At 37.2% G+C, this 23148-nt stretch carries 22 protein-coding genes and 1 tRNA gene; 15 read left to right on the top strand and 8 right to left on the bottom strand.

All coding sequences use genetic code 11. From position 1 onward, the window contains the following. On the top strand, positions 1 to 330 hold a 330-nt coding region (locus tag H592_RS0109365; protein ID WP_028868545.1), incomplete at its 5' end, for a transposase. On the opposite strand, the gene H592_RS21925 is transcribed toward H592_RS0109365, so the two are convergent. From H592_RS21925 to H592_RS0109345, 4 genes are all read right to left on the bottom strand, one after another. Continuing rightward, positions 327 to 1712, bottom strand: coding sequence for a methyl-accepting chemotaxis protein (locus H592_RS21925; protein ID WP_051369109.1), 1386 nt, complete (start codon positions 1710 to 1712; stop codon positions 327 to 329). The two genes, H592_RS0109365 and H592_RS21925, sit on opposite strands and share 4 nt — an antisense overlap. Before the next feature lie 317 nt (positions 1713 to 2029). Then, the gene (locus H592_RS0109355; RefSeq protein ID WP_028868544.1) at positions 2030 to 4297 is read right to left on the bottom strand and encodes a sensor domain-containing phosphodiesterase; all 2268 of its coding nucleotides are present in this window, start codon (positions 4295 to 4297) and stop codon (positions 2030 to 2032) included. 265 nt (positions 4298 to 4562) lie between these two features. Beyond that, positions 4563 to 4638 (bottom strand) — tRNA-Arg (locus H592_RS0109350). Between the two features lie 62 nt (positions 4639 to 4700). Further along, positions 4701 to 5858, bottom strand: a complete 1158-nt coding sequence (locus H592_RS0109345) for a flagellar assembly protein T N-terminal domain-containing protein (protein ID WP_028868543.1) — start codon at positions 5856 to 5858, stop codon at positions 4701 to 4703. Between the two features lie 223 nt (positions 5859 to 6081). Here H592_RS0109345 and H592_RS0109340 point away from each other — a divergent pair, with 223 nt between their 5' ends. Together H592_RS0109340 and H592_RS21920 are read left to right on the top strand one after the other, a co-directional pair. Further along, a complete protein-coding gene (locus tag H592_RS0109340) occupies positions 6082 to 6858 on the top strand; it encodes a FlgO family outer membrane protein (protein WP_028868542.1) in 777 nt (258 codons plus the stop codon). A 242-nt stretch (positions 6859 to 7100) separates the two neighbouring features. Next, on the top strand, positions 7101 to 7577 hold the full coding sequence (locus H592_RS21920) for an LPP20 family lipoprotein (protein ID WP_051369108.1): 477 nt from the start codon (positions 7101 to 7103) through the stop codon (positions 7575 to 7577). A 297-nt stretch (positions 7578 to 7874) separates the two neighbouring features. Here H592_RS21920 and flgN read toward each other — a convergent pair whose 3' ends face one another. The 3 genes from flgN to flgA all read right to left on the bottom strand — a co-directional run bounded on the left by flgN (position 7875) and on the right by flgA (position 9408). Then, positions 7875 to 8294, bottom strand: a complete 420-nt coding sequence (gene flgN / locus H592_RS0109330) for a flagellar protein FlgN (protein ID WP_028868540.1) — start codon at positions 8292 to 8294, stop codon at positions 7875 to 7877. Between the two features lie 24 nt (positions 8295 to 8318). Then, positions 8319 to 8633 carry a flagellar biosynthesis anti-sigma factor FlgM gene (gene flgM, locus H592_RS0109325; RefSeq protein WP_028868539.1) on the bottom strand — a complete coding sequence of 105 codons (315 nt, stop codon included), beginning with the start codon at positions 8631 to 8633 and terminating at the stop codon, positions 8319 to 8321. Positions 8634 to 8709: 76 nt separating this feature from the next. After that, complete coding sequence (flgA, locus tag H592_RS0109320) at positions 8710 to 9408, bottom strand: flagellar basal body P-ring formation chaperone FlgA (protein WP_245600397.1); 699 nt, start codon at positions 9406 to 9408, stop codon at positions 8710 to 8712. Between the two features lie 102 nt (positions 9409 to 9510). Between flgA and H592_RS0109315 the strand changes: the two genes are divergently transcribed. The 10 genes from H592_RS0109315 to H592_RS0109270 all read left to right on the top strand — a co-directional run bounded on the left by H592_RS0109315 (position 9511) and on the right by H592_RS0109270 (position 18448). Beyond that, the gene (locus H592_RS0109315) at positions 9511 to 10437 is read left to right on the top strand and encodes a chemotaxis protein CheV (protein WP_028868537.1); all 927 of its coding nucleotides are present in this window, start codon (positions 9511 to 9513) and stop codon (positions 10435 to 10437) included. A gap of 147 nt (positions 10438 to 10584) precedes the next feature. Beyond that, on the top strand, positions 10585 to 11418 hold the full coding sequence (locus H592_RS0109310) for a CheR family methyltransferase (protein WP_028868536.1): 834 nt from the start codon (positions 10585 to 10587) through the stop codon (positions 11416 to 11418). 271 nt (positions 11419 to 11689) lie between these two features. Further along, a complete protein-coding gene (gene flgB / locus H592_RS0109305; protein WP_028868535.1) occupies positions 11690 to 12091 on the top strand; it encodes a flagellar basal body rod protein FlgB in 402 nt (133 codons plus the stop codon). Positions 12092 to 12112: 21 nt separating this feature from the next. Then, on the top strand, positions 12113 to 12532 hold the full coding sequence (gene flgC / locus H592_RS0109300) for a flagellar basal body rod protein FlgC (RefSeq protein ID WP_028868534.1): 420 nt from the start codon (positions 12113 to 12115) through the stop codon (positions 12530 to 12532). A gap of 10 nt (positions 12533 to 12542) precedes the next feature. Further along, the gene (locus H592_RS0109295; RefSeq protein WP_028868533.1) at positions 12543 to 13238 is read left to right on the top strand and encodes a flagellar hook assembly protein FlgD; all 696 of its coding nucleotides are present in this window, start codon (positions 12543 to 12545) and stop codon (positions 13236 to 13238) included. 16 nt (positions 13239 to 13254) lie between these two features. Then, on the top strand, positions 13255 to 14682 hold the full coding sequence (gene flgE, locus H592_RS0109290; RefSeq protein ID WP_028868532.1) for a flagellar hook protein FlgE: 1428 nt from the start codon (positions 13255 to 13257) through the stop codon (positions 14680 to 14682). A 311-nt stretch (positions 14683 to 14993) separates the two neighbouring features. Beyond that, positions 14994 to 15740, top strand: coding sequence for a flagellar basal body rod protein FlgF (locus H592_RS0109285; protein ID WP_028868531.1), 747 nt, complete (start codon positions 14994 to 14996; stop codon positions 15738 to 15740). Positions 15741 to 15784: 44 nt separating this feature from the next. Continuing rightward, positions 15785 to 16573, top strand: a complete 789-nt coding sequence (flgG, locus tag H592_RS0109280) for a flagellar basal-body rod protein FlgG (protein WP_028868530.1) — start codon at positions 15785 to 15787, stop codon at positions 16571 to 16573. 13 nt (positions 16574 to 16586) lie between these two features. Continuing rightward, positions 16587 to 17264 (top strand): flagellar basal body L-ring protein FlgH, encoded by a 678-nt coding sequence (gene flgH / locus H592_RS0109275; RefSeq protein ID WP_028868529.1) that lies wholly within the window; start codon positions 16587 to 16589, stop codon positions 17262 to 17264. 59 nt (positions 17265 to 17323) lie between these two features. Further along, positions 17324 to 18448: a flagellar basal body P-ring protein FlgI gene (locus H592_RS0109270; protein ID WP_037071458.1), complete on the top strand. Its 1125-nt coding sequence runs from the start codon at positions 17324 to 17326 to the stop codon at positions 18446 to 18448. 132 nt (positions 18449 to 18580) lie between these two features. On the opposite strand, the gene H592_RS0109265 is transcribed toward H592_RS0109270, so the two are convergent. Further along, complete coding sequence (locus tag H592_RS0109265) at positions 18581 to 19906, bottom strand: Na+/H+ antiporter family protein (RefSeq protein ID WP_028868527.1); 1326 nt, start codon at positions 19904 to 19906, stop codon at positions 18581 to 18583. A 178-nt stretch (positions 19907 to 20084) separates the two neighbouring features. Between H592_RS0109265 and flgJ the strand changes: the two genes are divergently transcribed. Further along, positions 20085 to 21107, top strand: a complete 1023-nt coding sequence (gene flgJ, locus H592_RS0109260) for a flagellar assembly peptidoglycan hydrolase FlgJ (RefSeq protein WP_028868526.1) — start codon at positions 20085 to 20087, stop codon at positions 21105 to 21107. Beyond that, a complete protein-coding gene (gene flgK, locus H592_RS0109255; protein WP_028868525.1) occupies positions 21100 to 23115 on the top strand; it encodes a flagellar hook-associated protein FlgK in 2016 nt (671 codons plus the stop codon). Before flgJ ends, flgK begins: the two co-directional genes overlap by 8 nt. Positions 23116 to 23148 lie beyond the last annotated feature (33 nt).

Raw genomic sequence — 23148 nt, 5'->3', positions numbered from 1 at the left:
ATTATGCATGCTCACCTTAAACAAATATCGATGAATACCGCCGAAGATCGACATGCAGTTATTATTATGGATGGGGCAGGTTGGCATACAGAAGATCTTGCTATCAACATTAATAAGGTGAGCATTATTAAGCTTCCTCCATACTCACCAGAATTAAACCCAATAGAACAAGTATGGAGTTGGTTGCGTCAGCATCATTTAGCTAATCGTTGTTTTAATGGCTATGAATCAATTGTAGATGCTGTTTGTGATGCGTGGAATGACTTTGTCAGTGATAGTCAAAGAGTCATAAAAATGTGTACTAGAGATTGGATGAGTCTGATCAACTAATTATGCGGAATGGTATGAATATTAAGGTTCGTTAATTCACCGACTTCCAATATTATTTTGTCTAACGAATTGCCAGTTTCGGCAGAAAGCTGTACACAATTATCAGAGAGTTCTGAGCCTTTTTTCATGGCTTTATTTGCAAAGTTAGACTCTGAATTTAATTGCATCAATAATGAATTCACTTCATTGGTTGACTGTTGAGTACGAATTGCTAAAGCGCGGACCTCATCAGCAACAACTGAGAAACCTCTACCTTGATCGCCTGCTCGTGCTGCTTCAATAGCAGCATTCAGTGCAAGTAAATTAGTTTGATCTGCAATACTACTAATTTCATTTAAGACAGCTTCAATTGACTTAGACGCATTAACTAAGCGATTAATCGCTTGATCCACCTCGCCTAACTGTACGGATAAATTATTATTAGCATTAATATTACTCTGAACCATCTTCTGACCATGATGGCTAAGTTCTAACCCTGTTTTAGATGCTTGTGCAGCACTATCAATAACTAAAGCTAGGTCTTGTATTGTCGTGGACATCTCATTCACCGCGGTAGCGACTTGCTCTGTTTCATTATTTTGCTGAGATAGAATAGCTGAAATATCTAGTCCAGATTGAGATGATTCATTCGCCATTTCTGAAAGAGTATCTGATACATCACATACTCTTCCAACCACCGCTTTAAGTTCTGCTTCTCGCATTTCTAAAGCAAGTGTAATCGCACTGATTACATTATTATTACCGGAATAGATAAAGCTCATTAACGGGTTGTCAAAAACAGATTTGGCTTGTTTTATTAATTTTTTAAATTTTAAACGCCAGCTAAAAAAAACAATATTGAATACCAGTGAAATTAATACCATTGGTAAACTAAGTAATAAATTAAGTTGGGTGAAAGCAGCAATCCATAATGAATATAACAATGAAACCGTTATAAATAGTTGAAACCAAAAAGTGAGATCAACACTAAATTTTAATTGCCAAGGTAATTTACCCTGATTTATTTTTTTGTAGACTTGCTCCGCCCTATCAACAACTTCACGGTCAGGTTTCGTTCTTATCGATTGATACTCATATACTTTACCTTGCTCATCTCTTATTGGGGTAACAAATGCATTAACCCAATAATAATCTCCATTAGCGCATAAGTTTTTTACTGGCCCCATCCATGATTGACCTGATTGTATAAATTGCCATAGATTTTTAAATGCTGCGGGAGGCATATCTGGATGACGGATCATATTATGAGGATTACCTTGTAACTCTGCTAATGAGTAACCTGCTATATCGCAAAAATTTTTATTTGCATATTTTATATGGCTATCTAAATCTGTCGTAGATAGCAGTATTTCATGTTCGCCAAATAACCTTTCTTTACTCATTAATCATTCTCACTTTAAATATTTTTGTAAATTATAGGTACAGTTAGTTTTTTATTATTGACTCAGGTTAGTTAATGCTTAAAAAATAGTCAGCAATGTGAAGTTAAACGGTTATTTAATGTATTACGATATGACTAGAAAATTCTTGGCTGCTACTCTTTATTTCAAACATATTATCTATGGTAAGGAAGGGGGCTCCTATTTTTTATTTTTAAGGTGATATAAATAAATATTAACAATCTTTTAAGTATGACTAATGAAGGAGATTTATATGCTTGCTCCTTAGAATTATGCTATAAAATCTACTAAATATTTAATTAGTTACTAAAACATTCTGGGGAAATTAAGTATTGTTTGTGCCATTTTAAATAGTGCTCAAAAGGCATCGGCTTAGCAATTAGGTAACCTTGTATAGCATCAATATGCATCGCTTTTAAGATGTTGAATTGTTGTTGTGTTTCGACTCCCTCTGCAACCACCGTTATGTCTAAATTTTTAGCCAAATTGATAATTGCTTCAACAATACTTAAACCTGAGGCATGATCTGAAATGTTATCAATAAAGCTTTTATCTACTTTTAACTCTTTAACTGGATATGCATGTAAATGTGATAAACAAGAATACCCTGTGCCAAAATCATCAATTGAGAAAGTAAACCCTATTGCTTTTAACTCTTCCATTTGTTGCACTGTATGTAGAGGATCATGAGCCAACATAGATTCTGTTATTTCTAATTTAATTCTAGAGGGGTGAACATTAAACTTATTAACAATGCTAAGTAGTTCGGTTTTCAAGGTTGAGGAGTTAAATTGATTTTGACTGATATTAATTGAAAGATTGAATGTGTCATCGACAACATTGTTATCGACCAATTGGTTAATTAAGCAACATATATCTTGTAAAACTATATTTTGTAGTTTTTGAATCAAACCAAATTGCTCTGCAATAGGAATGAATTCATTGGGAGCGATAAGTCCTTTAATAGGGTGCTTCCAACGGATCAACGCTTCGCCACCTGTTATTAACCCTGCAATATCTACTTGTGGTTGAAAGTAAGCACAAAACTCATTGTTGTCGATTGCCCTAATAATATCGGTTTCTAACTTTGTTTGTTTTTCAAGCAATGTTTGCAAACGAGAATCATAGAAACTATAACTGTTTCCTCCTTTTACTTTAGCTCGATACATGGCGGTGTCTGCAAACTTTAAAATATTTTCTACGTTTGAGTTGGCGTTTTCAATCAAACAAATTCCAATACTGCCACTTACCTGAAAAGCTAAGGCTCCAATTTGAAATTTATCATAAAATACTTGTTGTAATTTTTGTGCGACTATAGCGGCTTCGTTAGTGGCATGCTTATTATTTTCACCAATATATTCAAGTAAAATAACAAACTCATCACCTCCAATTCTTGCTAAAGTATCAGCGGCACGTACCACAGAACCTAATCTTCTTGCCATCTCAATTAACAGTTCATCACCTGCACTGTGACCTAATGAGTCATTAATTCTTTTAAAGTTATCTATATCTAAAAATAATAAAGCTCCGGCTTTATGCGTACGTTTTATTCTTTCAACACAGCGTGTGAGTCGTTCTGTGAGTAATCGTCTGTTTGGTAGGTTAGTAAGTGGGTCATAGTAAGCTAATTTTTCTATTTCTTTTTCTGCTTTTTTACGAAGGGTAATATCTCTTGTCACCCAAAGTACATGCTTTTGAGGTGGCGCACCTGGTTGGTCATAAATAATAGGGGTCGTTCTCCCTTCAAAAATTACAATTCCTTTTTTCACTTCAAGCTCGTACTCAAATACTTGAACTTCATTGCTGGAAAGTGTTTTTTTGATTATGGCCATAATAGGGGCTGCGTACTTTTTAGGTAAAATATCATTTACATTTTTATTAATTAATTTATCTACCGAATAGGCAAGTAAATCTTCAGATGAGCCATAAACATCTAGATAGAGACCATCCTCATTTAAAATCAGAGCTGGATCTGGCATGACCTTGGTAAATGCATTAAGTTTTTTGTTGCTGACCTCGAGATCATTAATTAATTTTTCTACTTTACTTGAGTGTTGTAATTTCTCTAATGCAATACTTGAAAAATTCACAAAATAATCAATCAACTCTAAGTCTTTTTTTGAAGGTGTTTTAGGGTGGTCATGATAAATAGCAAATGACCCAAGCACGATTGATTGTGAAGAGGTGATAGGAGTAGACCAGCATGACTTAAGATTAAATTGGATCGCTATTTCTTTAAAGTCTTGCCATAACAGGGATGTTTCGATGTTCTCTGCGATAATTCGTGAATTCCGGTATGCAGCAGTACCACATGACCCGACTGCATCACCAATTTTTATTCCGTTTATTATTTCAGAATATTTTGGATCCATACTTGGAGCTGCACAATGGAATAGCCGATCGGCATTGAGTGATAAAATGGAACATTTCGCAGATTTATCATCAATAATATCTTCAATCGCTAAACAAATATCATCAAAAATATCATTGAGAGACTCTCCTAATGCTATCTTGGATAAGATATTATTCTGATGAGCTAATAAACTTTTTTGTCTATTTGATTCCATGTTCCCTCTGCACTTTCATTGAGTAACGATTCATTATAGTACAAATATGTGACCTAACAAAAAATAATGGAAAATAAATGTATATGTAAGCTGTTGTTTTATATGTAGAATATTTCTATGGGTATTGCTGATTATTGATTATCTATTTTGATAAATGGGATTGATTCATTTTTTAAGGCCTTATCTATGACATATTACAATGAACAATAAGAGGGCATGGGAACTATTATATTGGTATATTTGCAGAAAGTAAGATTAGTATCAATGGTCTCCCCACAGGGACTCGAACCCCGATCATCCGCTTAGGAGGCGGGTGCTCTATCCTGTTGAGCTATAGAGAGACTAATATATTGATTATATTATATAAGTTAGTACTTATCTAATACGCGTTCATTATACATAATTACTGTATTGATTTAATAGTAGCAATATCATTGATTTGAATATTACTTAAGGGATATTCATCTAAAGTGCTCAGTACTGCACTATCAGCATAAACTTCAACTACCTTCATTGCTTGTGCAGAGGTAGTTGCTGATTGTCTCTCGATACCAAATTGATCTTTAAAATTACTTGCGTAAGCGAGTTCAATGATTGTTCCCGGCTGTAGACCATTTTTTATACCTAAGTTTATTTGTACGCTATCACTGGTCACTGCTATCACCCGAGCTTTAGGAATGACGCACTGTATATGTTGTGATATATCTGTATTGGCCTGGGCTAAGCTAGTTAAAATAGCTTGTCCATATTGATAATCCCAGAATTGTTTACTGTTTAAATCTGCATACTCTTCTTTACCATATTGCCATGACGTACTTTGGCGATACTGCTTGCTGAACAGTAATTGCCCTTGAAATGCATCATATAGATAAACGGTCATATAAAAATGTCGATCCGGATTACTTACCCAGTACGTCAATGAATTTTTGCTTTCAAATTTAACGGATAAATCATTAACTTCCCCAAATATAACAAATTGACTATCTGTTTGAGCGGAGAGACTGCTTAATGTATTTGTTAAATTTCTATTATTATATTTTTCACCTAATTTTAATGGCGTGTCGATATAGCGACGAATATTGAATAAATTAGGACTAAGAGACAATTGATTAAAAAAAGTTTCGCTTACTTTTTTATGTAAGTCATAAATTTGACCATCAACTGTATGTTGCGGTACGTTCATTGCAAAACGACTGATGACGATTGATTTTGGAAATTGGCTGCCAATACATTGTTCCTCTCTTGCAACGATATTGACTTTAATGCTGACGGTTAATAATTTATTTTTTTGCGTTTCTTCGATGATTTTTAAGGCTTTAATCTCACCACCAGAATTAAGAATTAACTTATTTTCAACTAAAACCCCTTGATTTACTTGCTGCAAACTCGATATTGCTCCTCCGGAAAATAATAAGGCATCTTTTACAGCTTTTTTAATTGCTTGCTCACGAGCCTGTCCAATATCATCATTTATAATGGAGGCATTCGCACTTGCTTGAAACCATTGTGCAGAGGCATTAATAGATGATATTAGTAATAAAATAAAGACAACTTTTTTCATGACATTCTCGCCTGCTTGCTAAGGTAATTAAAAGTGTTGCCATATATTTTCATAAAGCGCTTTAATGTTGCTGTATCTTATGGCTATCTATTGATAAGCAAAATATAAACCAACTTTACATTTACCTGTTTGATAATCCTTTTTAATAAATTTGTATTAAAGTTTTTTGAAGTTTAACCGATAACTTATTTAGTATAAAAATTTCTTATCGAGGCAGGCTTTCATGAAAACGCTATTTGTTATTTCTACATTACTTCTTATGTTGCAAGGTTGCTCTACTGCGGCAACTCCCTCTGCTGATGAGGTTGAAATTAAAGAACAAGCTCGATTACAGCAAATAGAGCAGGAAAGACGTGCGAGTGAAGATTACCTTTATTATTATGTTGCTCACTCATATAGTAACAATAGACCTGATAGCGAAGGCAGTGACCAAGCTGACGTTCAAACGGATTCCAATGGGTATGGTCATTTGTATACCTTCAATGGCAAAAAATCACTCATATTGTCTGAAGTTGTCAGTAAAATGGCAGATCAGTTACTTTATAATTACGAATATCAATTCCAAAATTCGGCGATTGCATTAACTTCATTAGTTGATTTGAATAATCACCAAAATACGAGTTGGTTAGGTCAAACTATTTCAGAACAATTCATTCATGAATTACATATTAGAAAGCTACGTGTTATAGATTTTAAATTAACAGGTAATATTCAAGTCACTGAAGATGGTGAGTTTGCTATCTCTAGGAACTGGAAAAAACTAAATAATAATGTAGATGTTACTCGTATACTCACAGGAACTATGTCTCGTAACGAAGAAGGTGTGATTGTAAATGTACGTATAGTAAACGCCGCCAGTAGTGTTGTTGAGTCAACAAGTAGCGCCTTTATCCCACATAATATATTTGTAGGTGGTCGCTATGACTATCGTCCTAAACAGTTTATCTCTCGCAATAGCCAGCGTAATGAAAGTAATGCATTGGTTCGTTTAGTGGAATAAAAGCAATGTGCCAGCATTGTTATAAGCAGACTTCGGTCTGTTTTTTTTTGCCGATTACTTCTGATATCTATAAACCTGATTATCGGTATTATTTATTAATCTATTACTTTATTAATATAGGTATGCTTATTGCTTTAATTAATGCATCAATGATAAAGCGTCAATATTAAAGCATCAATGTTAAATCAGCTGAGGAAGGGGCAAATGACCTTTTCTAATTACTTATGAAAAAGGAGCCTATAATGCTCATAAAAAATTACTATAGCCGTTTAATCACAATATTACCGATATCGGTCGCTGTGTTATTTTTATCTGCCTGTAGTCTCAATACTATGCCTACAGAAGCTGTTGAAGAATATGAATTTGTCGCAGTAGGGTACGCGACAATGGATGCACAGAAGGGCGCTACGGATGATATTAAAATGCTTAATGCAATCAAAGCTTCTAAGTTAGAAGCCTATAAAGAATTAGCAGAGCAGGTCTATGGTGTTATGTTAACGTCTGAAAATAGTGTGAAGGAATATCAGCTACAAAGTAATGGCATAAAAGGAAAGGTTAAAGGTTTAGTGAGAGGTGCTAAAGTGCTTCGGACGTATCATGAAGATGATTTGTACATTACTGAGTTAGGGCTTAATATGAAAACTCTCCCATTCTTAAAAGATGCTGAATTTGCAGATAATGAAGCGGTGATCAAAGTGCAAAGCCAAGTTTATTATTAGTTTTAAAGCGAAATTATAGAAACTTTATGATAGACGTATGTTGAAAGGTGGTGGTTCGCTTTATTGTCAAATCTGGTTGATTGTTTTAATTGAGGTCTAAGGGGCGTTACTAATTAATCTTAGAATCATTAATTAAACTTAGCGTTATCGTTTAGGCCTGTGTTGCGAAGTGATTTTTACATCGGCTATTATATTGCACGCTTAGCAAAGCGATGTTTAGAATAGCTAGTTCAGGGAGACTTGGAGTGTTTAATTAGAGTGGGCTTTGATTAACTAAGAGAGAGCTAGATACTTATATTACGCTTCAATATTTTTACCTAATAAACTTCCGCCACTGAGCAATCCTTTTTGATCGTAAGTGACACTGTTTTTACCTTTGGCTTGTGTCAGTATTTGCATCAAATGCTTGTTACTTTTCATGCTTAATTCTATTAACCGACCGTTAATTGCATTATTTTTTTGGCAAAGCTGTAGGTTAGTTTGAATTTCACCTTGTAGCGTCACAAGTTCAGGATCTTGCTGGATAATAGTTAAATTTTCTGGCGTACTGATCTGCTTGTTATAGCTATTAATATTTTGTAATAACTTCTGTTTGTTAAACAACAAAGTGTTAAGTCCTACAAATGACTTTTCTTTTAAACAGTTTTTCTCTTCATCAAGCAAATCATGTAATGCTTGAATTGTTTCTGATAGCTCTGATAGTTGTTTTGTTAGCATTTTTTATTCTTTTAAGTGTATGTATTAGCTTGAAAAGGCTTTGCTAAAATCAGCTTCAAATTTACCTAGCTTTTCCGCTAACTGCTCAGTATTAATTTTATAGTCACCGTTTAATATCGCCGCTTTCAATGTTTCTACACGTTTCATATTTACCTGGGACTCACTTGATGTTTGCATTTTATTTAAATTTAATGCCTGTGAAGTCAATTGTACAGAGTCCTTGCTTGAGCTAACTGCCGTTTTATTATCTGCGGCGTTTGTCTCACTCTGTTTTTGAGTTTTATGTTGCTCAACAGAAAGCTTGCTCTGAGGCGTTTGACGGTTGATGTTTATACTCATAATCGTGTTCCAATTAGTCTACATAGTTAAGGTATCGGCAGGAATATGGATAACTTTAGCTAAAATGGTGACTTTTTTAAAAAGTTACATGTACTTCTTTGAGTGCATAAACAGTACCTACAACGACACGTTGTGTACGTGCATTTTTCACTCTTACAGTACTGCCTATATTACCATCAGTTAACGCAATACCCGAGGCTTTTATTACTAAGCCATTTTGGTTTGCGGTAATTGTCACTTTATCATTCTCGCAAACGTAACAAATATCTTTGTGGCGAATACTTTTCTTTGATGATACGTTTCTTTTTAAGCGAACACCGGTTAGCGATTCTGTGCTGCTGAACGTACTACCTCGCACTTGAGATTGTGCTTTATAAATACGTTTAATATTGTCATCTTTTAACATTTCTCCTTTGTTTAAAGAATGTCGAGTGACAATTAATGGAATTAAAGTTTGTACTTTGACACGAATATAAGTGTCCCACTTACTTTCTCCTAGGCAAGATACTTTGACGGCGGTTTTTCTTTTGATTTTATCGCCTACAATATGTCCTTGTAATGGCTCTGTACAAATGGCAAAAGTTTGTCGAGATGATAATTCAATCGCTTTGATATAAAGTTTTTTTTCGCCCGTTAGTTCAAAACTTTGTTGATATTTATCAAAAACTAGAGCCTCTGCAAATTTTTCTATCTCTTTTGAGTAATTAGAGTCTGCAAAACTGTAAGAAGTGCCTAGACTTAGGGCAATTAAAATAAATCGAATCAATTTGCTCACCTCGTGTAAGTGAATTTTTATATTGCTGATGCATTATTAAAGATTATAGTATTTTTATAAAAAATAATCATAGCTAGCAACCATAACAAAAAGGAACAGAATATGGCAGGTGTTTTAGACTCGGTTAATCAACGTACTCAGTTGGTAGGTCAAAATAGACTTGAGTTACTGCTTTTTAAGTTAGGTGGTATTCAACGTTATGGTATTAACGTATTCAAAGTAAGAGAAGTCTTACAGTGCCCCCCACTTACTGCTTTACCTAAATTGCATCCCGCTATTCGCGGTATCGCCCATGTGCGAGGTCAGACAATTTCTATTATTGATATGAATCTTGCAACGGGGGGACGTGCAATACAAGATATTCAGGATAGATTTATTATCATTACAGAATACAACCGCTCCATCCAAGGTTTTTTAGTGGGGTCGGTTGAGCGTATTATTAATATCAACTGGGAAAACATTCTACCACCACCAAATGGTGTTGGTCGTTACAATTACTTAACAGCGGTTACTGAAATTGATGGATCTCTTGTAGAAATTTTAGATGTTGAAAAAATTCTAGATGAAATTGCGCCTGTCGATACCGAAGTTACGGCGGAAGTGATCGCCCAGTTGCCGATGGAAGAGATGAAGAATAAACGTATTTTAGTGGCAGATGACTCGTCAGTTGCACGTAAACAAATTCAACGTGCTCTTTCCGCGCTTGGTATTGAGTGTGACCTTGTTAAGGATGGTAAAGAAGCGTTGAATTTCTTAAAAGAAGTCGCTAAGACACAGCCCGTGATTGAAAAATATGCATTGATGATTTCAGATGTAGAAATGCCAGAAATGGATGGATATACCTTAACTGCTGAAGTAAAGTCTCACCCTGACTTGAAAGACTTGCATATTATATTGCATACTTCATTAAGTGGTGTCTTTAATCAAGCGATGGTTGAGAAAGTGGGGGCTGATGATTTTATCGCCAAATTCAATCCTGATGAATTAGCGTCAGCAGTGCAGAAAGTTATTAATTTGGGTGTAAAATAATATTTTCTGAGCAAAACACGTTAAAACTGTTTCATTTGAAATAGCTGATAATTATTTTGTCAGCTATTATTTTTCATTGGCCTTGATGGTTAATATTTTAAAGTTTGCCATGCCCTCTATACAACAATTAAAAGCGAGTAATAATTAGTGAGAACTATTTCTGATACCACCTATAAGCAGTTTGCTAGTTTTTTAGAAGTACAATGTGGCATTGTGTTGGGCGATAACAAGCAGTACCTTGTTAAAAGTCGTTTATTGCCATTAGTGACTGAGTTTAAACTGGAAAGCTTAACTGAACTGATAGAGCAAGCAATGGGTATTCGAAATCGTCAATTACGCACTATGGTTATTGATGCGATGACGACCAATGAAACCCTATGGTTTAGAGATCGATACCCTTTTGAGTTATTAACCAGTAAATTATTTCCTGAGTTTCTTGAAACGAAAAAGAATATAAAAATCTGGTCATCGGCTAGTTCGTCTGGTCAAGAAGCTTACTCTATTGCAATGACGGCTTTAGAGTATAAAAAGAGTAAACCTAGTAGCAACTTAAGTGTACAAATTATTGGTACTGATATTTCTGATTCGATGTTGGCACAATGTAAAGCTGCAGAATATGATAACTTAGCACTATCCCGAGGCTTATCAGATACGCGTAAAAATCAGTTTTTTGTGCCTGTAGGCAGTGACGGAAATAAAATGCAAATTAAACCTGAGGTCAAAACTTTGACTTCTTTTAAAAGCTTAAATTTATTGGATAGCTACGGTTCGTTAGGTAAGTTTGATATCATTTTTTGCCGTAACGTACTTATCTATTTTGCTAACGACGTGAAATCAAAAATATTGAATCAGTTTGCAACTGCTTTAAATCCAGGTGGATACCTTATTCTAGGTGCTTCTGAGTCATTAAATGGATTAACTGACCGATTTGAAATGGTACGTTGTAATCCTGGTATTATTTATAAATTAAAAAGCAAGTAAGTCTTTATTTGCCACTTTTTTGGTAGAGAGGCAGTTTTTGCCTCTTTACTATAAAAGCGTCAAGTCTATTAATTCAACTCTATTATTCACGTTTTTATTCGCTAATAAAGGGGCTCATGTAACCTTTCTATCTTCTTTAATATCGGTTAAACCACTCAATCCTCCTGTTTTTACTATTAAATACTTACAGTTTTAATTTTTTATTAATTAATTGTCTTTAATATTTCTTTTTGGCACATGCTTTGCATTTGTAATAACAAAGGAGAAAATTATGGCGATTAACTTTGAAAAAGCATTAGGTATGCATCAGCACACGTTAGGTATTCGATCACGTCGTACTGAAATTTTAGCTTCTAATATCTCAAATGCTGATACACCTAATTACAAAGCAAAAGATATTAACTTTAAAGACGCACTCAATGCTGCAAAGTCTGGTGCAGGTGTTTCACTTAACCGTACCAATAGCGCTCATAATTTAGGCTTCTCAACTTCAATGGCTCAAAATGGTCTGTTATTCCGTAATACAAATCAGCCTGATACGGGTGATGGTAATACAGTTGATTTAGAAGTTGAACGTAATTTGTTTATGAAAAATAGTTTGGAATACCAAGCCAGTTTAGATTTTTTAAATAGTAAAATATCAGGGCTTCGCACTGCGATCAAAGGCCAATAATAGCATGTCAGGGGAACTACTATGAGTTTATTAAAAGTATTAGATGTAGCCGGAACTGGCATGAGTGCACAATCTGTACGCTTAAATACAACCGCCAGTAACTTGGCTAATGCAAACAGTGTTAGCAGTAATATCGACGAAACCTATAAAGCGAGGCACCCTGTATTTGCTGCAGAGTTAAATAGAGCAATGGGTGGTTTAGACAGTAGTGTTGGTGTCAAGGTACAGGGCATTGTTGAAAGTACTGCTGAATTAAATCAGGAATATGCACCTAATCACCCTAAAGCCGATGAAAATGGTTTTATTTATCACTCCAATGTCAATGTGATGGAAGAGATGGCTAATATGATCAGTGCTTCTCGTTCATATCAAACTAACGTGCAAATCGCAGAAGCGGCAAAGCAAATGTTGAATCGTACATTGCAATTAGGCAAATCGTAAGGATATATAGATGACTACTATCACTTCATCATCATTTAATTTTACAAAGCCTTTAACCGAAGAACAGGTTAATGCAAACTCTGAAATCGATGCAGAGCAGCAATTGAGCCAAGAAGATTTTTTCTCTTTATTATCTCAACAGCTCGCTTATCAAGACCCTTTTTCTCCCGTTGATAACTCAGAAATGATTGCGCAAATGGCATCGTTTACTACTGCCGAAGGGATTGCCACCATGGGCAGTGAATTTGCTGGTATTAAAGAAGTATTAAACTCTAGCCAAGCACTAGAAGCCTCATCATTAGTGGGTAAAAAAGTATTAATACCAAGCGACCAAACTTATTTAACTGAAGGTGGTACAGCTTCCGGTTCGTTAACAACGACAACCGGAGCTTATAATACCTCGGTCTCCATTACCGATAAAACGGGTAATATCATCCGTACTCTGGCCTTAGGCGATGTTGGTGCGGGTAATCAACGTTTTGACTGGGATGGTTTAGATTCACAGGGGGATCCTGCGCCCGCTGGAACCTATACATTTGCTGCAAATGGCATGGTAAATGGCAAAGGTGAAGCATTAACGACGGCTTCCTACGCGCATGTAGAAAGTGTGAGCTTAGGCGGTGGAACTGCTAGCGTCTACTTAAATCTAAAAGGTTTAGGCGGAATTGAACTTAAAGATGCAATTGAAGTTGCAGAAAACATATAACTAAGAGGAAGTCACTATGTCATTTAATGTAGCATTAAGCGGAATTGCAGCAGCGCAGACTGATTTAGACACAACGTCAAATAATATTGCAAATGTAAATACCGTTGGCTTTAAAGAGTCTCGCGCCGAGTTCGATAGCGTTTACGCTAACTCTCTATTTTCTAATAGTGCAACTAAAGTGGGTGATGGTACTTCCGTTGCCGCCGTTGCGCAGCAATTCCATCAAGGTAGTTTAAAATTTACCGATAATCCATTGGACTTAGCAATCACGGGTAGTGGTTTCTTTGCTACGGCCAGTGATATCGGCGATAAAGATTTAAGTTATACACGTGCAGGTACTTTTAAATTAAATGATGAAAATTATATTGTTGATAACAGCGGTAACTACCTGCAGGCTTTTCCCGTTAATGATGATGGGACTTCCTCATCGGTTAGTTTAAGTACAACTAGTGCCATTCGTATACCTGAAACAGCAGGTGTACCGGTAGCCACCTCAACAGTGGAAATAGGGTTGAATTTACCCTCAAGTGCAGAAGCTAAAGATCTTTCTAAATTTGATCCCGATGATCCAGATACTTATAACAATGCAACATCAGTAACAATTTATGACTCACTAGGTGAATCACATGTTATGAGTACTTATTACGTAAAACCTGATAATGCAAAGCCCACGGCTGATGGGACGGTTACGAGTCAATGGGTTTCTTTTGTAACTATTACAAGTGACACCGGCACTAAAATTCCGGTTGCTCCTCTTTCTGGTGCAGGTGTATACACAACAGGCGATACACTAGATCCTCTCGATCCTGCTGATACTGATTTTGATACTAGTCCAGCAACTGTTACTGATGCTTCAGGCACAGTATATGAGGGTTCGGTATTACGGTTCGATAGTTTTGGTGCGTATCAAGGCAGTAATCCTAGCCCAATGACTCTAGAAAGGTTAGGTGCAGATCTTGGTGATGGGAATGGTGCAGGAGCCTTACCGACGGGAACTAATGGGAATCAGGAAATCACGATTTCTTATAAAAACCCGACTCAATTTGCTTCCTCATTCGAGGTCACTGGATTAGAGCAAGATGGTTTAACCGTAGGTCGTTTGAATGGTATTGAAATTGGCAATGATGGTCTAGTTGAAGCCACTTATAGTAATGGCACATCAGAGCCGCTTGCGCGAGTTGTTATGGTGCGCTTTCGTAATGAGCAAGGTTTGACACAAGCTGGCTCAAAGTGGACTGCTTCACAACGTTCGGGGGATCCTATCGCAGGAGAAGGGGGCGAAGGTTCATTTGGTCTCATTAACTCTGCTGCGTTAGAGCAATCTAATGTTGATTTAACGACTGAGCTGGTGGACTTAATTTCTGCACAACGTAATTTCCAAGCTAATTCTCGTTCATTAGAGATCAGTAATGAATTACAACAAACGATTTTACAAATTCGTTAATTTTTAAATTAGTTAATCATTCCTAAAACGCACCTTTCTCGGTGCGTTTTTATTATGTAAAAGCCAACGTCCATATTATTTAAATGCTTCTGCATTTCAGCTTCCCTGTTTTCCCGCATTTCCATACATAAGATCTAAAACCTAAATCTTCCCCTGTTTCTAACTTTAGTTATATTTACGGCTCAGCTGTTTTACTTTTCTTTTGTTGGCACAACGATTGCATCGTTGAATATATAAATACAATAACAAAAGAAATAGCACGGCAATTGCCATAGTTATTACATAAGCGGTCAATAGTTAAGGAAGTCAAAATGGATAATTTTCTTTATGTTTCAATGTCAGGCGCTAAAGAGACCATGAATGCGTTAGCTATTCACAGTAATAACTTAGCGAATGCCAGTAAAACCGGGTTTAAAGCCAGCTTTGAACAAGCTCGAAGCATGCAAGTACATGGGCAAGGCTTACCAACACGAGTCTTTGCGCTTGCCGAATCACCAGGACAAAATTTTGACAGCGGCATTGTGCACGATACCGGTCGTGAGTTAGATGTTGCTGTAGAAGGAGAGGGGTGGTTTGTTGTTAAATCCGAAGCGGGTGACGAAGGGTTAACACGTAGTGGTGATTTTAATATCACCGCAGAAGGCTTTTTAATAGACGCCAATGGCCAAGAAGTCATGGATGAAACAGGCAATAATATTTATATCCCGATGCCGATTGAAAAATTCAATATTCGTAAAGATGGCATGATTGAAGTTCGTCCTGAAGGTGCACCAGCTGATGGAATGGAAGATATCGCTAAACTAAAGTTAGTTAATCCAGATATCAAAGATTTAATGCGGGGTTCCGATGGTTTATTCCGCCGTATTGATGGCCAACCATTACAGGTTTCAAATGATGTGGTTGTCACCAACGGTGCTCTAGAGTCATCAAACGTTAATTTAAGTAGTGAGTTAACCAGTTTAATTAACTTACAACGTAGTTTTGAAATGCAAGTTAAAATGATGAAAAAAGCTGAAGAGATTGATAAAAGCTCTGAATCTCTACTTCGAATGTCTTAAGTCATTAGTCTGCGCATTATTAAAGAATTTTAAGGAGAAAGGTTATGCATTCCGCTTTATGGATCAGCAAAACAGGGTTAGATGCACAGCAAACTAACGTGGCAACAATTTCAAATAACTTAGCCAATGCAAGTACCGTTGGTTTTAAAAAGAGTCGTGCCATTTTTGAAGATCTGTTATATCAAACCGTTAACCAACCGGGTGCCAATGAAACACAAAATACTAAGTTACCTTCGGGATTAATGATTGGTTCTGGTGCGAAGGTTGTCGCTGTACAAAAGAACTTCACGCAGGGTAATGCATTAACTACTAATAACTCCTTAGATGTGATGATTGATGGCCGTGGTTTTTTTGAAATAGAAATGCCAGATGGAAGTTCATCATATACGCGTAATGGCCAATTCATGCTTAATGAAGAAGGAACCATGGTAACCCCCGGTTCTGGTTACCCGTTATTGCCGCAAATACAAATTCCTGAAAATGCACAAACAATTAGTATCGGTGCAGAAGGTGAAGTCTCGGTAAGCATTGCCGGTCAAGCCGAAAACCAAGTGGTTGGACAATTAAATGTAAATGATTTTATTAACCCCTCTGGTTTAGAGCCTTTAGGACAAAATTTATATGCAGAAACAGGGGCTTCCGGTGCGCCTATTGAAGGCGTACCAGGCGGCGACGGATTAGGGTTTATTCGTCAGGGGATGTTAGAAACGTCTAATGTTAACGTAACAGAAGAACTGGTTAATTTGATCGAGAGTCAGCGTGTTTATGAAATGAACTCAAAAGTAATTTCAGCGGTTGATGAAATGCTTTCTTACGTTAGCCAACAGTTATAAATAGGTGGTTAAAATGAGAAATATTATAGTCTTATGTGCAATACTTAGCGTTGTAGGTTGTACTTCACTGCCCAATGAAGAGGTGAAGAATGACCCTGAATACGCACCGGTAGAACCGCTTGAAGCGGACTTAAATGTGGTCACAACAGGGTCTTTATTTCAAGAAAGTTATGCTAATAACCTTTATTCAGATATTAAAGCGCATCGCGTTGGTGACATTATCACCGTGAATCTAGAAGAATCGACCTCGGCAACTAAACAAGCTGGCACCAGTTTGGATAAAAGTAACTCTTATAAAATGAGTGTTGACGATATTACGTTACCTAGTGGTTCACTTGTACCTGGTTTTGGTTTTGGGGGAGGGATTTCTCAAGACAGCGGTTTTGCTGGTGATGCCGGTGCAGACCAAAGCAATAGTTTAAAAGGCAGTATCACGGTTAACGTAACACGCGTTTTAAGTAATGGTAATCTAGAAATTCGCGGTGAAAAATGGTTGATGTTAAATAATGGTGAAGAGTTTGTGCGCATACGTGGGGTAATTCGCTCGGAAGATGTTAGTTCTGATAACTCAGTTTCATCAACCCATGTTGCCAATGCTAGGATTCAATACGGTGGTACAGGCTCCTTTGCTAACACACAAAGCCAAGGTTGGTTAACTGCATTCTTTAACGGGCCTTATTGGCCGTTCTAAAAGTCATTTATTGGCATAAACGATATTATTTACATAAGCGATAAGGTAAGGAGAGTCATATGCTATTTTCATCAAAAGGAACAGCGAGCTGTTTTTTTTCAGCATGCTTAGGTTTAACCCTATCACTGTTGGCTAACACAGCGGATGCGGCGCGAATCAAAGATATTGCCAGTGTGCAAGGGGTTCGAAGCAACCAATTAGTTGGTTATGGTTTAGTGGTTGGTTTACCCGGCACGGGTGAAAAAAGCAGTAAGTTTACTGAGCAAGCCTTTGCGACCATGTTAAGAAATTTTGGGATCAATATTCCACAAGGCCAAACATTAAAAATTAAAAATGTTGCGCCAGTGGCTATCACCGCAGAATTAAAAGCTTTTGCTAAACGAGGTCAGAAAATTGACATCACTGTGTCAGCAATTGGTGAAGCAAAAAGTTTACGTGGGGGGGAGTTGTTACAGACCTTTTTGAAAGGGGTTGATGGTAAGGTTTATGCGCTAGCACAGGGGAGTCTTGTTGTTGGTGGACTTGGCGCTGAAGGTGCTGACGGTTCTAAAGTGGTGATCAATACACCTACCGTTGGTCGTATTGCAAATGGTGCCATTGTTGAGCGAGAAGTTATCTCTCCTTTTGCACAGGGTGATACTATTACTTTTAATTTACATGACTCTGATTTTACTACGGCAAAATTGATGGCAGATACGATTAATAATTTAGTCGGTCCTAATACAGCAAGTTTATTAGATGCAACGTCGGTACAGGTATTAGCGCCTCGTAATATATCGCAACGTGTTTCTTATTTATCAACACTAGAAAATTTAGAATTTAGACCTGCACGTTCAGGGGCAAAGATTATTGTTAATTCACGTACAGGTACAATAGTAGTAGGACAAGATGTTCGATTATTACCAACGGCTATTACTCATGGTGGTATTAGTGTCACGATTAGTGAAAACAAAGAAGTCGTGCAACCAAACCCATTTGCTGGTGGTGATACTGAAGTAGTTAAAAATAGTATTGTCAACGTTACTCAGGAAGATAGCCGTATGTTTCGATTTGATACGGGCATTAGTTTGAATGATTTAGTGCGTGCAGTTAATGAGGTAGGCCTTGCACCTGGTGATTTAATGGCTATATTAGAAGCATTAAAACAAGCCGGTGCCTTACAAGGTGAGCTGGTTATTATTTAATCTTTATCGGTAATGAATCCATTTATACATGTACAAAAAAGGGAAAACCAATGGTTTTCCCTTTTTACGTTAAGGGCTATCGCGTGATGGCTATCATCAATAGGCTCTTAATCAGTTTTTTCTCTGTGTGCTCTACAAGGTCATTGCCGCTATCCAGCCAAAGGCGATTAACGGTAGATTGTAATGTAGGAAAGTAGGGATAACAGTATCACGGATATGATCATGTTCACCATCAGCGTTAAGGCCAGATGTTGGACCTAATGTTGAGTCAGAGGCTGGAGAGCCCGCATCGCCCAATGCCGCCGCAGTGCCCACTAGTGCAATGATCGCCATTGGAGAAAATCCAAATGCAATCGCCAGTGGTACATAAATAGTGGCGATGATTGGGATGGTTGAGAATGAAGATCCTATACCCATGGTTACTAACAATCCAATCACTAGCATTAATATCGCTGCTAAGGATTTGTTCTCACCAATTCCTGAAGATAATGCTTCTACTAATGTTTCTACACTGCCTGTTGCTTTCATTACAGCGGCAAAACCTGCAGCGGCAATCATGATAAAGCCAATCATTGCCATCATGTGTACACCTTTGGTGAAAACATCATGCGTTTCTTTCCAGGCAATAACACCACCGAGTGTGAACACGCTGAATCCGGCGAGTGAACCAACAATCATAGAACCTGTTAATAACTGAACCGTTAAAGTCGCAACAATTGCCACTAATGCAACAATAATATGGCGTTTGTTGAGTGTTTTGAATTCTGCTGCTTTTGAGTTTGCGACTTTTTCTTGGTAAATACGTGGTTTACGGTAGCTGATAAAGACGGCAATCAATAAACCAACGATCATGCCCATAGCAGGTAAAATCATCGCAGTAGGTACCTGTGATGCTGTTACATCTAAGCCGTTATCATGTAAGTTTTTTAAGAGAATATTATTTAAGAAAATCCCACCAAAACCGATCGGCAGCACCATATAAGGGGTTACTAAACCAAAAGTTAAAATACAAGCTGCTAAGCGTCTATCAACTCGTAATTTATTAAGTACACCCAGTAACGGCGGTATTAAGATAGGTATAAACGCGATATGCACGGGGATAACGTTTTGCGACGCAATTGTCATCAATAGGATCACGGTAAACACTGTGTATTTGATGGTAGTTGACACTTGTTGTGTCTGTTGGCCATTAAGGCGCTTAATAATGCCTTGTGATAATAAATCAGTAATACCAGATTTAGAAATTGCGACAGCAAACGCACCTAACATTGCATAGCTTAAAGCGATAGTTGCACCGCCACCTAGGCCACTTTCAAATGCAGATATTGTATCAGGTAGAGATAAACCAGCTGTTAAACCTCCAACTAAAGCACTGAGAGTCAGTGCAATAACAACATTAATACGCATCATGGATAAAATAAGCATGATACATACCGCCAATAAAACAGGGTTAAGCATAATAATTCCTTGTGGGTAGGGTAAAAATCGCAGGCATTCTACGTGATGCGACAGTACTTTGCTGAGAAAACTCACCTCATTTTTATTATTAATCAGAAAACAGCCAGTTATAGTTCGATACTGAAGTGTTGGCATCTATTTTGCTTTATCAATGTAATGGTAATAAAAGGGGTTGTTAATGGGCAATCAAACAGTAACACAGGCAAGTAACTACTTTGATCTACAAGGGCTGGAGCAGTTGCGTCAAAAAACCAAGACTAATGACAAAGAAACGATCCGTGAAGTGGCGAATCAATTTGAGTCAATGTTTGCTTCGATGTTAATTAAGTCGATGCGTGAAGCTAATGCTGCCTTTGAAACCGAAAGCCCTTTTAATAACCAACAAACAAAATTTTATACGGATATGCAAGATAAGCAGTTAGCCGTTGATATCAGTCGTCATGGTTCGCTAGGGCTGGCTGATGCGTTAGTTAGGCAGTTAGACCCAACATCGATAGTACGACCTCAGTCAGTGCCACAGGAACAACTAATGATGCCTGAACAAGAGCCTGAAATGATGAGTTTAACTACAAAAGAAAACACTACTGACTTTAAAAAGCCGGATCAATTACAAGCCTCATTGCAAACAAAAATCAATGATAGTGCATTGCAACATAAAGTGGAGAGTTCTGATGATGTTAATACGAATGCTAGCGCACAGAAAGTTGACTTTAGTTCACCATCTTCCTTTATTGCCACATTGTTACCCTATGCGCAAAAAGCAGCTAAGTCTTTAGGCATTTCACCTGAAGTTTTGGTCGCTCAATCGGCATTGGAAACCGGGTGGGGTAAAAAAGTGCTGCAAACTGCCAATCAGCAAAGTAGTTTCAATCTGTTTAATATTAAATCTCACAATAGTTGGCAGGGGGAAAGCGTTAATAAAAGCAGTCTAGAGGTTGAAGATGGTGTTGGTGTACAGCGTCGTTCTAATTTTCGAGTTTACGAAAATCTACATGAAAGTTTTAAAGATTATACGAATTTCATTAGTAACAATAAACGCTACGAGCAAGCTTTGCAGCAAGGTGATAACGCGGATCGTTATATTGAAGAGTTACAACAAGCGGGTTATGCAACCGATCCTCAATATGCAGATAAAATTAAAGCGATTATGAACAGCGATAACTTCCAATCGGTTGTTGCGGGAGATAATAACAATGGCTGATTTATTTCAAATTGGACTGTCGGGGATCTATTCTTCACAAGCAAGTCTAGCTACTACCAGTCACAATATTAGTAATGTGAGTACGGAAGGCTACTCTCGTCAAACTGTTGACGTTACCAGCGCACAGGCACAAAAATTAGGTACCAACTTCATTGGAAATGGTTCTATTATCAACGGAATTGACCGTGCCTATGATCAATTTGCATTTAAAGAAAATATTATTAATACCTCGGCTCACGCTTATAACGAAGTGAGTTATACGCAAGCCAGCCAGTTAGATAAATTACTCTCTAACGAAAGTACCTCTGTCACTAAGTCTGTTCTTAGTTTATTTTCTGCATTAGGTGATGTCGCAGATCATCCGAATACAATAGAGACTCGCTCTGTATTCCTTGAGGATGCATCGAATATGATCAATCAATACAATACTCTGTATCAACAACTAGAAACTCACTACAGTGGTGTTAATAATGATATTGAGAATTCTGCAGCGGCGATCACTGAACTCGCTGACAATATCGCGACATTAAATGGTCGTATTCTTGCCGTATCTGGTTCGAATAGCGGTGGTGACGCCAATGATTTATTGGACAGACGGAATCAGGCAATTACTGCCTTAAGTGAATACGTTAATGTCTCCGTGCTTGAAGCAGATAATGATATGGTGAATATTTTTATTGGTAGCGGACAAGGTTTAGTGATGGGAGTTCATTCTCAATCTATTGTTGCGGTGAACGGCGACCCAGATCCCGCTCGAAAAGAACTCGCATTAAGCCATAAGGGTAAAACATCACAGGTTGATGGTAGTAAGTTTGGTGGTAAAGTCAGTGCGTTGTTTGAAGCCCGTGAAAATGAAATAGAGCGTGCCTTTAATCAGTTAGGTCAGAATGTGATTGGCTTAACACACGCTATCAATGAACAGCAAAAGCAAGGTCAAACCTTAGACGGCGAGATTGGTGCAGCACTATTTAATGATATTAATAGTGATCAGGCAATGAAAAGCCGTGTATTAAGTCATGCTGATGGCAAAGGTGAAGCTACATTAAGTGTACGTATTGATGATTTAAGCGAATTATCTGCCGATGAATTTACGTTAATAGTAGATAGTTATGATACTGGGACAGGAGACATTACATTCGAAGTGACTAACAATACGACGGGTGCGAAGGAGACGATAATCGGTAATTCATCTACTGGACAGCGTATTGAAATTCCTGGGGCAGGCATTAGCATTGGAATCGATTCAATTTCAACTTCAGAGCCATTACAGGCCGGAAAAGAATTTACCCTACGTCCAACGCGATTAGGCGCTCAGCAAGCAAGTTTAGATGAGACAGACCCTACAAAAGTAGCCGTTGCAGACGCTGAAATTAAAGCGGTAGTTAGTGATACCAATACTGGTACTGCAACATTTCATGTAAGTGACATTGTTGATAAAGGTGACACTAACTATATGGATGAAGATAGTCCAGTAACGATTAAAATATCAGTGAATACAACTACTAGCCAAGTTGCTTATAATATTTTTGATAAAAATGATAATCAAATTAACAATACAGAGTTAACAGCTCCAATTAACGCCTTAACAGGTAAAGCTACACTTGAATTTGGTGGCGTTAAGGTAGAAATGGAAAAAGGTATAGCCGTTGCTGGTGATGAGATTACATTAAATTATAATGAAACAGGCGAAGGTGATAATCGAAATATTTTAGCCATGTCTGATCTGCAAAATACTAAAATAATGAATGACGGCAAATCGACCTTTCAAGATGTTTATAGTGAAATGATTTCTGAAATTGGTGCTAAAACAGCAAACGCCGATGTGGCGATGCAATCTTCAGCAATATTAAAAAATCAATCTTTTGAACGTATTCAATCGGTGAGTGGAGTTAATATGGATGAAGAAGCTGCAAACCTACTAATGTATCAACAACACTATAGCGCAGCTGCACGTGTTATCACCATTGCCAGTGAATTATTTGACACTATTTTACAGGCGGCACGATAATATCTCGTTATCATCCAAGTGCTGTTTTTGCAT

Origin of the sequence: Psychromonas arctica DSM 14288 (genome assembly GCF_000482725.1) — a bacterium.
GTDB lineage: Bacteria > Pseudomonadota > Gammaproteobacteria > Enterobacterales > Psychromonadaceae > Psychromonas > Psychromonas arctica.
The sequence above is the reverse complement of the archived record's forward strand: the minus strand, read 5'-3'. Positions and strand labels throughout refer to the sequence as shown.